This window comes from Saccharomonospora cyanea NA-134 (assembly GCF_000244975.1).
In the GTDB taxonomy this organism is placed as follows: Bacteria; Actinomycetota; Actinomycetes; order Mycobacteriales; family Pseudonocardiaceae; genus Saccharomonospora; species Saccharomonospora cyanea.
In genome coordinates this window covers 4,375,299-4,389,169 of the sequence record NZ_CM001440.1, presented here as the reverse complement: position 1 = coordinate 4,389,169, position 13,871 = coordinate 4,375,299, and the positions used below count along the sequence as shown (strand labels likewise).

Genomic DNA, 13,871 nt, shown 5'->3' with positions numbered 1-13,871 from the left:
CTAGAGGCAGTGACGGTTCGATGTCAGGGCTCACGGGGTTGTTCACCGGGTCGTTCGCCTGTCAGCAGGGCACGCACGGTGTCGATGGTGTCGGCGTCGGCGGCGTCCTTGTCCGGCCGGTACCGCAGCACCCGGGCGAACCGCAGCGCCACCCCACCCGGATAGCGGGTGCTGGCCTGCACGCCGTCGAGTTCGATCTCGACGACGAGGTTCGGGCGCACGTACACCGCCTGGTCGTCGCGGTGGCTCTCGTGCCGGGGCAGTTCGGCGGTCTGCCAGTCCAGCAACTCGTCGGTGAGGCCCTTGAACGTCTTGCCCACCATGACCGGTGGCCCCCCGTTCGGGTCACGAGCGCCGAGGTGGAGGTTGGACAGGTAGCCGTGCCGGCGGCCGTGTCCCCATTCGGCTCCGAGCACGACGAGGTCGAGGGTGTGCACCGGCTTCACCTTCAGCCACGCCCTGCCGCGCCGGCCCGCGGCGTAGGGGGAGTCGAGGTCCTTGACCATGACTCCCTCGTGCCCGGCCTCCAGCGACGCCACGAGGATCGCGTCGGGGTCGGCGGGTTCCTGCTCGCCGGGGATGACGTGCTCGCCCGCGACCGCCCGCAACTTCGCCTGACGCTCCCGCAGGGGAGCGTCGAGCAGGTCGGTACCGTCGAGGTGCAGACAGTCGAAGAAGTACGGCCGCAGCAGCAGCGCACGCACCTGTTCCTCCCTCGTGCTGCCGAAGCGCGACATGGTCTCCTGGAACGGCCGGGGCCTGCCGTCGTCGGTGAGCGCCAGCGTCTCGCCGTCCAGCACGACGGACTCGCACGGCAGCCCACGCACGAGGTCGGTCAGCTCGGCGACGTGTGCGGTGACCTCGCGCAACGTCCGGGTGTAGACGTGGACCTCGTCGCCGCGGCGGTGAACCTGGATCCGAGCCCCGTCGAGTTTGTACTCGACGGACACGCTGCCGAGTTCGGCGGTGGCGTCGGCGAGCGATTCCGCCGGTGAGGCCAGCATCGGGCGCAGCGGCCTGCCGACCTCGATGCGGAACGCCGCCAGCGCGGCCGTACCGCCGGCCATGGCCGCGTGGGCGGTGTCGGGCAGACGGCCGGACAGCATGAACGCGCGCCGCACGGCTTCGGCGGGTACGCCCGCGGCAGCGGCGACGGCCTCGACCATGACGCCTTCGAGCGCGCCCTGGCGGAGCTCGCCGGTGAGCAGCCGGAAGAGGAAGTCCTGTTCCTCGGCGGTGGCCCGCGACAGCAACGAACGCAGTAGCTCCGATCGGAGGCGGACCGACCCGCTCCCGGTCGTGGCCGCCAACTCGCCGAGTGCCGAGTCGACCTCGCTGACGGTCAGCCGTGGTGCCTCGGCGGGGACCGCGCGTAACTCCGACAGCGTTCGCCAGCCGACACCGATCCGCCCCTGCGTCGGCGCGCCCGTCAGGAAGGCCACCGCTGCGGCCAGTTCGTCGGCGGGCGCGCCGCTCAGCAGCTCGGAGAGGACGGCGGTCTTGGCCTTGCGGGAGCGTCTCCTCGCGAGGTCGGCGGAGGTGGTGACGACGTCGTGGAGCTGCATGTCGCCATCATCGCGCCGGGGTCCGACAGTGCGCGCGGCCGTGTGCGCGGTTGTGTGGCGCGCTGCCCGCGCAACACGAGTGTCACGGCGGCCGCGGACACGGCGAGACCCACGAATCCCCACACGTCGACCGTGTCACCGAAGAGTGCGAACCCGGCCAGCATCGTGGTGGGCGGCGTCAGATAGAGGAGTGTGGCCGCGTGGTTGACCGACCGCCTGCGTACCACGAGCCAGTAGGTGCCGTATCCACCGAAGGTGGACAGCACCACGACCCAGGCGACGGCGAACCAGAAGCCCGCCGAGGTGGGGACCACGACCTCGCCGGCGGTCCAGGCGACGACCGTGAACAGCGCGGCGCTCGCCGAACACTGGATCACCAGGGAGTCCACCACCGACAGTGACGACGTGGCTCTGCGCTCGGCGAACGTCGCGACGACCAGGCCTGCCATGGCGAGGAAGGGCAGCGCGTAGGCGGCCGCGGGTGCGCCCGACGACGAGCCGAGATCGTCGCCCACGACGAGTGCGACCCCGACGAGCCCGACCGCGAGGCCCGCCCACTGCAGTGGGGTCGAGCGCTCGCCGAGCAGCGGGCCCGACAGCGTGGCCGTGACCACGGGCTGCAGTGCGGCCACCAGGGCGGCGACACCGGCGGCCACACCCAGCTCGGCCGACCACACCACTCCGGCGAGGTAGACGCCCTGCGAGAGGAGGCCGATGGCCGAGTGGACGCCCACGTCGCGGAGACCGATCGCGCGCCGCCGCCGGACGAGCCACCACCCGCCGAGCACGGCGGCCACCACCCAGAACCGCCAGAGCAGCAACGTCCATGCCCCGGCGTGCGCGGTGCCGAGCACAGCACCGACGAAACCGGAGCTCCACATCAGTACGAAGCCCGCCGAAAGCAGGACGTCAGGTCTCATGGCCCCTCCCAGGTATACCAACCGGTATGTCTACTAGACGTACTAAACCGATCGGTATACCGTCAAGGTATGAGCGAAGACCTCGCGCTGACCCCGGCCGCCGAGCGGGTGCTCGAAGTGGCGGGACGGCTGTTCTACGACAACGGCATTCACGCCGTCGGTGTCGAGTCGATCGCGAGCGAGGCCGGCGTCACGAAGAAGACCCTGTACGACCGGTTCGGCTCCAAGGACGCACTCGTCGCCCACTACCTCAGGCGCAGGGACGAGCGTTACCGCGAGCACGTCCGGGCGGTGGTCGAGCGCCGGGGCCGCATCGCACCCGCTCGCCGGTTGCTGCTGGTGTTCGACGCGCTGGAGGAGTGGATCGCGACGGAGAACCCGAGGGGCTGCGCGTTCGTCAACGCGCAGGCCGAGCTGCCCGACGCCACCCACCCGGCCCGTGACGTGATCCGCGAACAGAAGCAGTGGATGTTCGACTACCTGCGCGCGCTCGCGCGGGACGCGGGGGTGCGCAATCCGCGCAAGCTCGCGACCTCGCTGCTGATGTTGCTGGAGGGTGCCACGGTCACCGCCTCGCTCGGCATCGTGCCGGGGGCGGTGGGCAACGCCAAGGACGTGGCCAGGCAGCTCATCGGGGTGGGTTGACGCGCACATCGACCTCTTGGCGGCTTGACAAACCGCGTTGCCGGTTCTGCAATGTCGGCATGGAGGACGTTCTCGGGGCGGTCGGGCCTCGGCTGCGCCGTCTGCGCAGAGAGCGCAACTGCACGCTGTCCGCTCTGTCGGAGAGCACCGGCATCTCCGTCAGCACGCTGTCCAGACTCGAATCGGGACAACGCAGACCGAGCCTCGAACTGCTGTTGCCGATCGCGCGAGCACACCACGTGTCGCTCGACGACCTTGTCGGTGCGCCACCGGTGGACGATCCCCGCGTGCGGATGCGGCCGATGCGGCAGGACGGCAGGACGATCGTGCCGCTCACGCGCAATCCCGGTGGACTGCAGGCATTCAAGATCATTGTCGAGCCGAGCGAGGAGGAACCCGAACCGAAGACCCACGAGGGCTACGAGTGGTTGTACGTGCTCAGCGGCCGGTTGAGGCTCGTGCTCGCCGAACACGACGTCGTGCTCAAAACCGGTGAGGCCGCCGAGTTCGACACCCGCCTCCCGCACTGGTTCGGTAGCGCGGGGCCGTATCCGGTGGAGATCCTGAGCCTCTTCGGCCCACAGGGCGAACGGATGCACGTGCGTGCCCGGCCCCGCCGTGGCTGAGGCGGTCCGTGGTCAGCGTTCACGCTCCCGGCGCTGGACGGCGACGGACACGGCTCCCATGAGAACCTTGGCGATGACGCCCACGAGGACCAGCCCGAACACCATCTGCAGCGTCGTCACCATCCTCGCGGGGTGGCTGACCGGGGCGATGTCCCCGAACCCGACGGTGGCGAAGACCGTCACCGTGAAGTAGAGCGCGTCGGCCTTGTCGACCGGTTCGGTGAACGCGGCGGGATCGGCCCGGCCGAGAGCGGTGTACGTCAGGGCGAAGACCACCAGCAGCAGCGGCACCGCCAACCCGAGCGCCTCGATCGCTCGCAGGCGTGGAGTGGCGGAGCGGGAGACCGCGAGAACCTGCCGGGCGGTCACCGCCCCCCACCCGGCCAGGGCGAGCGCGAACCACGCCCACGTGGCCGGATCGGACCGCTCCAACGGGACGAGGAAGTACCCGGCCACCAGCACGGCGGCCGACAGCGCCGCTCGCGACAGCGAGGCGGCCACCGCGCGACGTCCCACGCGAAGGCCGTCCTCGCCGTTTCGCGAGCCGACCATGATCAACCGTTACCGCGCGCCATCCTGAGTACGTCGAGCGCCTCGTCGAGCTGCTGCTCGGTGAGCTTCCCGCTCTCCACGTGCCCGCGTTCGATCACGACCTCGCGGATCGACCGAAGCTCCGCCAGCGCCTGCTTGGCCACCGAGGCGGCCTCCTCGTAGCCGAGATAGGCGTTGAGCGGCGTGACGATCGACGGAGAACCCTCCGCGTAGGCTCGGGCGACCTCCACGTTCACCGTCATCCCGGCGATCACCTTGTCGGCGAGCAGCCGCGACACCGCCGCGAGCAGCCGAGCCGACTCCAGGACGTTGCGAGCGATCACGGGCAGGTTGACGTTGAGCTGGAAGTTCCCCTGCGCTCCCGCGAACGCGACGGCCGCGTCGTTGCCGATCACCTGCGCGGCCACCTGCAACGTGGCCTCGCAGATCACCGGGTTCACCTTGCCCGGCATGATCGAGGAACCGGGCTGGAGATCCGGCAACGCCACCTCGGCCAGACCCGTCCGAGGTCCCGACCCGAGCCAGCGCAGGTCGTTGGCGATCTTGTTCAGGGAGACGGCGACCGTGCGGAGGTGCCCCGAGGTCTCGACCACACCGTCCTGGGCGGCCTGCGCCTCGAAGTGGTCGCGCGCCTCGGTGAGCGGAAGACCCGTGACCTTGGCGAGCTCGTCGGCCACGGCGGAGCCGAACCCGGCGGGGGCGTTCAGCCCCGAGCCCACCGCCGTGCCGCCGATCGGCAACTCCGCCAGCCTCGGCAGCCCGCTGCGCAGCCGTTCGATGCCGAACCGCACCTGCGCCGCCCAGGCACCAGCCTCCTGACCGAAGGTGATCGGCACGGCGTCCATCAGGTGGGTGCGGCCGGACTTCACCACGTCCCGCCACTCGGCGGCGCGCTGCTCGATCACGGTCGCCAGGTGGTCGAGGGCGGGCACCACGTCGGTGAGCACGGCTTCGGTGGCCGCGACGCGGATGGTGGTGGGGAAGGTGTCGTTCGACGACTGGGAGGCGTTGACGTGGTCGTTGGGGTGAACGTCGCGGCCCGACGCGCGGGAGGCCAGCGTCGCGATGACCTCGTTGGCGTTCATGTTGGAGGAGGTCCCGGACCCCGTCTGGAACACGTCGATGGGGAAGTGTTCGTCGTGTTTGCCCTCGGCGACCTCGTCGGCGGCGGCGGCGATGGCGGCGGCGAGGTCACCGTCCAGCACCCCCAACCGCGCGTTGACCCGTGCCGCGGCGGCCTTGAGCAACCCCAGCGCCCGAATCTGGGAACGTTCCAGACCACGGCCGGAGATCGGGAAGTTCTCGACTGCGCGTTGGGTCTGCGCGCGGTACAGCGCGTCGGCGGGTACTGCGACCTCGCCCATGGTGTCGCGCTCGATCCGGTACTCCTGTTCAGCCATATCGTCAGTCTGGCCCAGCTTCACGGCCACCGCCGCGTGGCGTGAAGCACTAGGATCGCGACTGCCATCACGAAAGGCTGGCGGCTGCGAGGAAGGCGGTGTGCCATGAGCGCGCCCGAGGAGATGTCGGTCGACCTGCTCGTGGTGGGCGCGGGACCCACCGGTCTGTACGCCGCGTACTACGCGGGATTCCGTGGCCTGTCCACAGCGGTCGTCGATTCCCTTCCCGAGGCGGGGGGACAGGTGACCGCGATGTACCCGGAGAAGATGATCTACGACGTGGCGGGGTTTCCCGCCGTGCGTGGTCGTGACCTCGTGAAGGGACTCGTCGAGCAGGCGAGCCGGTGGAACCCGACCTACCTCCTCGGCCGCAGGGCCCACGAACTGCACACCGTCGAGGACGGCACCGGTGGCCTACGTGTCACCTTCGAGGACGGGGCGTCGGTCAGGACCGGGGCCGTGCTGGTCACCGCGGGCATCGGCGAGTTCACCCCCCGACCCCTGCCCGCCGGCGAGGGCTGGCTGGGCCGGGGACTGGTGCACTTCGTTCCCGCGCTCGACGCGCACGCGGGCCAGGACGTCGTGGTGGTCGGTGGTGGAGACTCCGCGTTCGACTGGGTGCTGGCACTGCGCCCCATCGCGTCGAGCGTCACGCTCGTGCACCGCAGGGCACGGTTCCGCGCCGCCGAATCCATCGTGCGCCAGGCGTACGCCGAGGGCGTACGGGTGATCACCGACGCCGAGGTCACCGCGCTGCGGAGCGGCGCGGACGGTGAGTTGGCCGAGGTCGACGTCGAACTCAAGGACGGCAGCCGCACGAGTCTGCCAGCGCAGACCGTCGTCGCGGCCCTCGGATTCACCGCCGACCTCGGACCCATCGAGAGCTGGGGACTGGAGGTCGAGCGCCGGGCCATCAAGGTGGACACCACGATGGCCACGGCGCGCGAGCGGGTCTACGCGGCAGGCGACGTGGCGTCGTACCCGGGCAAGGTGAAACTCATCGCCACCGGGTTCGGGGAGGCCGCCACGGCCGTCAACAACATCGCCGTGGCGCTGAACCCGGGCGCCAAGCTCTTCCCCGGACATTCCAGCGACGCCTGAGGCGAGACGATGCGTGCCGTGTCCGCAGCCTGCGCACGCGTGTTCGCACTTCCCGTACGGGTTCGCGGGTTCAGGGCAGCGGCGGAACGACGTCGTCCTCGCCCGCCCCGTCGAAGTCCACCGACGAGTACGCCCTCAGCTTGGTGAGCCGGTGGTACCCCTCGATCATCCGGACGGTGCCCGACTTGGACCGCATCACGATGGACTGTGTCGTCGCTCCACCAGCGCGGTAGTGCACGCCTCGCAGCAGGTCACCGTCGGTCACGCCCGTCGCGCAGAAGAAGACGTTGTCGCCTCGCACGAGATCGTCCGTGGTCAGCACCCGGTCCAGATCGTGGCCCGCGTCCAGCGCCTTCTGACGTTCCTCGTCGTCCTTCGGCCACAGCCTGCCCTGCAACTCGCCGCCGAGGCACTTCATGGCGCACGCGGCGATGATGCCCTCGGGCGTACCACCGATGCCCAACAGCAGGTCGACACCCGTGGTGGGACGAGCTGCGGCGATCGCGCCCGCCACGTCACCGTCACTGATGAACCGGATCCGCGCGCCCGCCTCGCGCACCTCTTCGACGATCTTCTGGTGCCGGGGACGGTCCAGGATGCACACCGTCACGTCGGACACACTGCTGTGCTTGGCTTTCGCGACCCTGCGGATGTTCTCCGCGACAGGAGCCGACAGGTCCACGGTGCCCGCGGCCTCGGGGCCCACGGCGAGCTTCTCCATGTAGAACACGGCCGACGGATCGAACATCGCACCCCGTTCGGCCACCGCGAGCACGGCGAGGGCGTTCGGCATGCCCTTCGACATGAGAGTCGTGCCGTCGATGGGGTCGACGGCCACATCGCACTCGGGACCGTCACCGTTGCCGACCGTCTCGCCGTTGTAGAGCATGGGCGCCTCGTCCTTCTCGCCCTCGCCGATCACGACGACGCCCCGCATCGACACGGTGCCGATGAGCTGGCGCATGGCGTCGACCGCGGCACCGTCACCGCCGTTCTTGTCGCCCTTGCCGACCCACCGGCCCGCGGCCATCGCGGCCGCCTCGGTGACCCGGACGAGCTCCATCGCGAGGTTGCGGTCCGGTGCCTCGCCGCGACGTGGCTGACGTGCTGGCTGGCTGGCGGCGGTCATGGTGCCTCCCGATGGTGTCGTCCGACGCTCTTTCGCCCTAGCTAAGAGATCAACGGGCGTTACGCCCACGCCTGTGTCACAGAGATCACGCGACGATCACGCGACGTCCCGAACCGCCGACACCGCCAGCGGACCTGGCGTCGGCGTCAGTGGCCTTAGCGGTGGCCTTAGCGGTCCTCCGCGGCGCCCGGTCCGCCCACGGCATCCCCTGCTTCCGCGGTGTCTGCCGTGTCCGCGGTGTCTGCCGTGTCCTCTACGGTAGCCAGCGCCGCCTCGATGCGCTCGCGTGCACCTTCGAGATGCCGTTCGCACAGCCGGGCGAGCTGCTCGCCCCGCTCCCACAGCGCGAGTGACTCCTCCAGGGACAGGCCACCGGCTTCGAGGCCTTTCACGACCTCGATCAACTGGTCACGTGCTTCTTCGTAGCCGAGGTCGGCCAGCTCGTCGTCGTTCGGTTCGCTCACTGTGCTCGTCCCAGTCGTCTGCGGTTGCGGGCGGGGTTCGAGCCGCACACTACCGGGCTCGGCATCGGGCGGCCTGCCCCTCGCTCACGCCTCGGGCTCGCCCACGAGCGCTCGAACGGCGCCGTCGGCGACCCGCACCCGCAGCGGAGTACCGTCCCTCACCTCGGAGACCGACCGCAACACTCTGAAGTTGCCCTCGTCGTCGGTGTACTGCACCACCGCGTACCCACGCTCCAACGTCGCAGCCGGCCCCAGCGCCGCCAGGCGGGCCCTTGCCGACGCGAGCGCGGACTGTTCGTGGGTGAGCGTGGTGAGAATCGCCCGCCGACCCCGCTCCACCTGTGTCTCGACCTCGGCGGCGCGGCGCTCGATCGGACCGAACGGGTCGGAAAGCGACGGTCTGCTGCGGATCTGTTCGAGCAACCGGGTCTGCGTGTCCACCCAACCGTGCAGAGCGCGCCGCGCCCGGTCGCGGAGCTGGTGGATGCGAGCCGTCTCCTCGGCCACGTCCGGGACCACGGTCTTGCCCGCGTCCGTCGGGGTCGAACAACGCCGGTCGGCGACGAGGTCGAGCAGCGGCGAGTCCGGCTCGTGCCCGATCGCGCTCACAACGGGTGTCCCGGCGGCGGCCACCGCCCGGCACAACGTCTCGTCGGAGAACGGCAGCAGGTCCTCGACGCTCCCACCACCGCGGGCGATGACGATGACGTCGATGTCCGGATCGGCATCGAGGGTCGACAACGCCCGGACGATCTGCGGCACCGCGCGCGCTCCCTGGACCGCGGTGTTGAGGACCCGGAACCTGGCGGCGGGCCAGCGGGCCTGGGCGTTGACGAGGACGTCGTGTTCGGCCGCCGACGCCCTTCCCGTGATCAGCCCGATGCCCCTCGGGAGGAACGGCAACGGCCGCTTGCGTTCGGGAGCGAACAGGCCCTCGGCGGCCAGGAGCTTGCGCAGGCGCTCGATGCGGGCGAGCAGCTCGCCGATGCCCACCGGGCGGATCTCGTCGGCACGCAGACTGAGCGTCCCCCTGCCCAGGAAGAACGTCGGTCTGGCGTGCACGACCACGCTCGCGCCGTCGCGCAACGGAGGCTCGCATGCCCGCAACAACCTCGCCGGGCACGTCACCGTCATGGAGACGTCGGCGGCTGGGTCACGCAGCGTGACGAACGACGTCTGCGTGCCCGGGCGCGCAGAGATCTGTGTGACCTGGCCCTCCACCCACACGGCACCGAGCCGGTGGATCCAGTCGGCGATCTTGCGCGCGACCGTGCGAACCGGCCAGGGGTTCTCGGACGTGGAGGGCGCGGAACCCCCGCGGGGCCGCTCGACGCCGCTACTCACCATCCTTCGAACCTTCGGTCTTGCGCATGTTGGCGATCCGCCGGGTGAGCATCCCGACGAACGACGGGCGGTTCTCGTGCTCACGCTCGTAGCCGAGGAGCTCCTCGAGCTGGGGCAGCGACAGGGAGCGCAGCCGTGCCCGCACCTGCGGCAGAGTCAGGTCGTCGTAGTTCGCCAGGCCTCCCGGCGCGGCGACGCCGGCGGGACTGTCGAACTCGCCCTCGGTGTGGTCGGACGCGAGGGCACGCTCCTCCTCCGCCCACGGATCGTCCCCGTCGGTGGCCGGCGCGGTGCCCACCCCGGCGGTGGTCTCGTCTCCAAGGCCACCGACGTCGTCGAGGTCCTCGTCGAATGTCGCCCATTCGGGTGTTTCCTCGGGGCGGCGCAGCGACGACAGGGCGTCGTCACCCCTGATCGCCAGTTCGGTGACGTGCTGTTGCACACGCATGGACAGTTGCAACGCCTGACTGGCCACGGTGACGGGCAGTTCCACGAGCTGCTTGGGCAGCCCACGCACCCGCTCGGCCGTCGTGACGGCCAGGCCGGCGGCTACCCGGAGCGGGAACGGGACATGTTTCATACCTCTAGCCTGCCGCACAGGGCACACCGTGCCCAACCCGATCCGGCCAGGCGTGTCAGTCGTCCCACGAGATCGTCGTGAGCAGGCGCCGAGTGGCCTCCCGTACCCTGGGCCTCATGAGTGCAGCGAGCCCCGCCCCGAACGGCAAGCGCGTCCTGCTGGCCAAGCCTCGCGGTTACTGCGCCGGCGTGGACAGGGCGGTTGTCACGGTGGAGAAGGCCCTCGAAAAGTACGGTGCTCCCGTCTACGTCCGTAAGGAGATCGTGCACAACAAGCACGTCGTCGAGACGCTGCGGGAGCGTGGTGTCATCTTCGTCGACGAGACCTCCGAGGTGCCAGAAGGCGCGCTCGTGGTGTTCTCCGCGCACGGTGTGTCGCCCGCGGTGCACGCTGAGGCGGCGGAGCGCAACCTGCGCACCATCGACGCGACGTGCCCGTTGGTGACGAAGGTGCACAAGGAAGTCAACCGATTCGCGCGCGACGACTACGACATCCTCCTCATCGGCCACGAGGGTCACGAGGAGGTCGAGGGCACCTCCGGTGAGGCACCCGACCATGTCCAGCTCGTGGACACCCCCGAGGACGTGGACAAGGTGACCGTGCGCGACCCGTCCAAGGTCGTGTGGCTGTCGCAGACGACGTTGAGCGTCGACGAGACCATGGAACGCGTCAACCAGCTCAAGGAACGCTTCCCCGAGCTGGCCGACCCACCGAGTGACGACATCTGCTACGCGACCTCCAACCGCCAGGTTGCGGTCAAGGCCATGGCCGCCGAGTGCGACCTCGTGCTCGTGGTGGGCTCGCGGAACTCGTCCAACTCGAAGCGGCTCGTGGAGGTGGCGCTCCAGGCGGGAGCCAAGGACGCGCACTTGATCGACTATGCGCGTGAGGTCGACGAGGAGTGGCTGAAGGGAGCCGAGACGATCGGCGTCACCAGCGGCGCGTCCGTGCCGGACGTGCTCGTGCTGGAGTTGCTGGACCACCTCGCCGAGTTCGGTTGGGAAGACGTGCAGGAAGTCACCACGGCCAACGAGAAGATCTCGTTCGCGCTGCCGCGTGAGTTGCGTGACGAGAAGGTGCGTAGCGGCGTCAGGTGACCTCCGTCCTGCCCGGAGGCCGGTGAGGAAGGGCGGTCAGGGACGGTCGTCGTCCCACGGCCGCCCACGACGTGGCGGATGGTCGCCACGCGGCCGGCCTCCGCGAGGCGGTTCCGAACGCGGCGTGCCACGACGCGGACCGGCGCCGGGTTGGCGCCCACGCGGCGGCTGATCGCCGCGCGGCGGTTCTTCGCCTCGCGGCGGCGGTGGTGGAACCCGGCGGCCACGCCCGGCCGGGGGCTGTGGGCGGCCTTCGCCGCGTCGCCGTTTTTCGGCCTGCTCAGGCGGTGGCACCGGGCGCCGACGCGGTGGGGGACCCTCATCACGTGGTGTGCGCGGCTGTTCCGCGTCCGGGTTCTGAGTTCGTGGTGGTGGAGGAGCCGCGGGACCGCCTCGCGGCCGGGAGCTCCGTTCCGGTGGGGGTGCCGACTTGTTCTGGGCACCCGGCGCGCCGGGTGCGCGGCGCCGCGGACGCGCTTCGCCCCGTGCGGCAGGTCGAGGTGCTGCGTCCATGGCCGGGCGCGTCTTGTCCTCCTCCTGGGCGCTCTCCTCGTCGAGGGCAGCCTTCTCCTTGCCGGGCCGGGCCTTTCCGGGACGGGCTTCAGCTCGGGGTTTCACGGACTTGGCTTTGCCCGATTCGGGCTTGTCCGAGTCGGATTTGCCGGACTCGGCTTCGCCGGACTCGGGCTTCCCCGCCTCGGCCGAGGTGCCGGGGTCGCGCTGCTTCACCAGCCTCAGGACTCCCACCAGCACCGTGGCCACCGTGGTACCCGCCATCATCGGGAAACTGTTGATGAGGGGCTTGCCGACAGCCAGAGCCTTGGCCAGCGTGTCGCTGTCCTCGGGCAGGCCCGACACGGTGAGCACGACGAGTGGGACGGCCAGTGCCATGGCGAGTGGTGGCTGCACCATGGGACCGAAGAGGCTCTTGCGTTGAACCGCGAGGACCGCTCCCAGTGCACCAACGACATAGCACGCGTGGAAGACCACCGAAAGGCTGTCGGTGACGAGTTGGTCGACAAAAGCTCCGGCCAGAGCCAGCCCGAACGCCAGCAACACGGCACCCCACCACGGTATACCCCGGCGGGAGTTGATGACAGAGCGTTCGTTCCACGGAAAGGCGACCGTGTCCTTCTCGGCGCTTTCCGCGTCACTCCGGCGGTCACGAATGGCGGTCACGAGGCAATACCGTATCCCGTGCGGGGAGAAAACCTGTGACCCGCCGGTAAGGAGGACGTGTGCAGCGACGTCGAGGGTGACGTTTCAGGACAAGGCCGACGAATCGCCCGCGCGCCCGACAGGGTTCTCGTGGCCAACAGCATGCGCGACATGATCGGTAACGATAGAACGGCCCGCGAGCTCATGTCGCTGACATCTCGTCGTTCCGGCGGACCTCGGGCACGGGTGAGGGGCTCGCCGCCGCGTCCGTGAGGGGGGCCACCTGCGCTCGGAAGCTGTCGAGGGCTTCGACCTCACGCCGTCGGGCGGAGAGGAAACGCTGCAGGTGCGTGCTTGACAGGTTCAGTGCCTCCACCGCGTTGCCCGCGGCTCTGTGTGCGGCTGCCGCCTGGGATCGCACCTTCTCGACGTCGTCGACGAGTGTGCGCTCGGTCGCGGCGAACAGTGCCGCGGAGGCCACCACGGCGAAACCGGTGGGCCCACAGAGGAAGATCCGGCGGTCCAACAGCCACCGCAACAGTTCGGGATCGGTGTCCAGCGCCGCCACCACGGCCGCGTCGGAAGGAACGAACATCACCGTCCCGTAGATGGCGTCGGCCCAGCGTTGGTAGTTCTTCGCCGCCAACTCGGCGGCCCTCGATCGCAGATTGCGCACGTGGACGCGCAGTGCGTCGAGGCGCTCCTCGGGGTCGTCGGTTTCCACGGCCTCGGCCCAGCAGGCAAGGCTGGCCTTGGCGTCGACGGGAACGGTACGTCCACCGCCGACAGTGAGCAGCAGGTCCGGTTTGGCCGCTCCGCCGCCCGCGACGTCCGTCTGCAGTGTGAAGTGCAGTCCTTCCCGCAGGCCGAGTGCCCTGGCGGTCTCGACCAGTACCTGTTCCCCCAGTTCGCCACGTCCGCTGATGGACGCGAACGCGACCTCGTACCGGCGGAGGGCTGCCTGTTGGGCGTCCACTTTGGCACGTTCGGCCTCGACCTGGCGTGCTGCCCTGTCGGCTCTGCGCATGCCGTCCTGGTACAGCCGCCACAGCATGGCCACCGCTGCGGCCAGCAGCAGGGCGACCACGATGGCGGCAGTGGTCAGAATCGTCGAGCCCACCGGTGTCCGTCCTTCCCCAGTCGACGCATGACGCGGTGACGGATTCGCCGTGGCCGTGGCCGTGGCCGTGGCCGTGGTCGTGGCCGTGGTTGTGGTTGTGGTTGTGGCCTGACCACCCGGCACCTCACGTCGTCCTCCCATCATGACGGAAACCGGAGAAGAGATCAGCG

14 protein-coding genes are annotated in these 13,871 nt (G+C 69.9%); 4 read left to right on the top strand and 10 right to left on the bottom strand.

The window, feature by feature from the left end; all coding sequences use genetic code 11:
- Positions 1-23: 23 nt before the first annotated feature.
- A complete protein-coding gene (locus SACCYDRAFT_RS20465; RefSeq protein WP_005459068.1) occupies positions 24-1,565 on the bottom strand; it encodes an ATP-dependent DNA ligase in 1,542 nt (513 codons plus the stop codon).
- Positions 1,475-2,485: a DMT family transporter gene (locus SACCYDRAFT_RS20460; RefSeq protein ID WP_005459067.1), complete on the bottom strand. Its 1,011-nt coding sequence runs from the start codon at positions 2,483-2,485 to the stop codon at positions 1,475-1,477. Before SACCYDRAFT_RS20460 ends, SACCYDRAFT_RS20465 begins: the two co-directional genes overlap by 91 nt.
- A 69-nt stretch (positions 2,486-2,554) precedes the next feature.
- Between SACCYDRAFT_RS20460 and SACCYDRAFT_RS20455 the strand changes: the two genes are divergently transcribed.
- Both SACCYDRAFT_RS20455 and SACCYDRAFT_RS20450 read left to right on the top strand, forming a co-directional pair.
- Complete coding sequence (locus SACCYDRAFT_RS20455; RefSeq protein ID WP_005459066.1) at positions 2,555-3,130, top strand: TetR/AcrR family transcriptional regulator; 576 nt, start codon at positions 2,555-2,557, stop codon at positions 3,128-3,130.
- 59 nt (positions 3,131-3,189) lie between these two features.
- Positions 3,190-3,756, top strand: coding sequence for a helix-turn-helix domain-containing protein (locus SACCYDRAFT_RS20450; protein ID WP_005459065.1), 567 nt, complete (start codon positions 3,190-3,192; stop codon positions 3,754-3,756).
- A gap of 12 nt (positions 3,757-3,768) precedes the next feature.
- Here SACCYDRAFT_RS20450 and SACCYDRAFT_RS20445 read toward each other — a convergent pair whose 3' ends face one another.
- Both SACCYDRAFT_RS20445 and SACCYDRAFT_RS20440 read right to left on the bottom strand, forming a co-directional pair.
- On the bottom strand, positions 3,769-4,308 hold the full coding sequence (locus SACCYDRAFT_RS20445; RefSeq protein ID WP_043536741.1) for a potassium channel family protein: 540 nt from the start codon (positions 4,306-4,308) through the stop codon (positions 3,769-3,771).
- Between the two features lie 2 nt (positions 4,309-4,310).
- Positions 4,311-5,708, bottom strand: coding sequence for a class II fumarate hydratase (locus SACCYDRAFT_RS20440; protein WP_043536739.1), 1,398 nt, complete (start codon positions 5,706-5,708; stop codon positions 4,311-4,313).
- Positions 5,709-5,813: 105 nt separating this feature from the next.
- Here SACCYDRAFT_RS20440 and SACCYDRAFT_RS20435 point away from each other — a divergent pair, with 105 nt between their 5' ends.
- Positions 5,814-6,809 (top strand): NAD(P)/FAD-dependent oxidoreductase, encoded by a 996-nt coding sequence (locus SACCYDRAFT_RS20435; RefSeq protein WP_005459062.1) that lies wholly within the window; start codon positions 5,814-5,816, stop codon positions 6,807-6,809.
- 70 nt (positions 6,810-6,879) lie between these two features.
- On the opposite strand, the gene glpX is transcribed toward SACCYDRAFT_RS20435, so the two are convergent.
- From glpX to SACCYDRAFT_RS20415, 4 genes are all read right to left on the bottom strand, one after another.
- Positions 6,880-7,938, bottom strand: a complete 1,059-nt coding sequence (glpX, locus tag SACCYDRAFT_RS20430) for a class II fructose-bisphosphatase (RefSeq protein ID WP_005459061.1) — start codon at positions 7,936-7,938, stop codon at positions 6,880-6,882.
- Between the two features lie 167 nt (positions 7,939-8,105).
- Complete coding sequence (locus SACCYDRAFT_RS20425) at positions 8,106-8,402, bottom strand: exodeoxyribonuclease VII small subunit (protein WP_005459059.1); 297 nt, start codon at positions 8,400-8,402, stop codon at positions 8,106-8,108.
- An 84-nt stretch (positions 8,403-8,486) separates the two neighbouring features.
- On the bottom strand, positions 8,487-9,749 hold the full coding sequence (xseA, locus tag SACCYDRAFT_RS20420; protein ID WP_005459057.1) for an exodeoxyribonuclease VII large subunit: 1,263 nt from the start codon (positions 9,747-9,749) through the stop codon (positions 8,487-8,489).
- Positions 9,739-10,326: a lipid droplet-associated protein gene (locus SACCYDRAFT_RS20415; RefSeq protein WP_005459054.1), complete on the bottom strand. Its 588-nt coding sequence runs from the start codon at positions 10,324-10,326 to the stop codon at positions 9,739-9,741. The genes xseA and SACCYDRAFT_RS20415 overlap by 11 nt, the downstream gene beginning before the upstream one ends.
- 116 nt (positions 10,327-10,442) lie before the next feature.
- Between SACCYDRAFT_RS20415 and SACCYDRAFT_RS20410 the strand changes: the two genes are divergently transcribed.
- Complete coding sequence (locus SACCYDRAFT_RS20410) at positions 10,443-11,423, top strand: 4-hydroxy-3-methylbut-2-enyl diphosphate reductase (RefSeq protein ID WP_232283716.1); 981 nt, start codon at positions 10,443-10,445, stop codon at positions 11,421-11,423.
- Positions 11,424-11,459: 36 nt separating this feature from the next.
- Here the strand turns inward: SACCYDRAFT_RS20410 and SACCYDRAFT_RS26075 are convergent, their stop codons facing one another.
- Together SACCYDRAFT_RS26075 and rmuC are read right to left on the bottom strand one after the other, a co-directional pair.
- The gene (locus SACCYDRAFT_RS26075; protein ID WP_083844781.1) at positions 11,460-12,602 is read right to left on the bottom strand and encodes a DUF6542 domain-containing protein; all 1,143 of its coding nucleotides are present in this window, start codon (positions 12,600-12,602) and stop codon (positions 11,460-11,462) included.
- A gap of 181 nt (positions 12,603-12,783) precedes the next feature.
- Positions 12,784-13,701, bottom strand: a complete 918-nt coding sequence (gene rmuC, locus SACCYDRAFT_RS20400; RefSeq protein WP_005459051.1) for a DNA recombination protein RmuC — start codon at positions 13,699-13,701, stop codon at positions 12,784-12,786.
- Positions 13,702-13,871 lie beyond the last annotated feature (170 nt).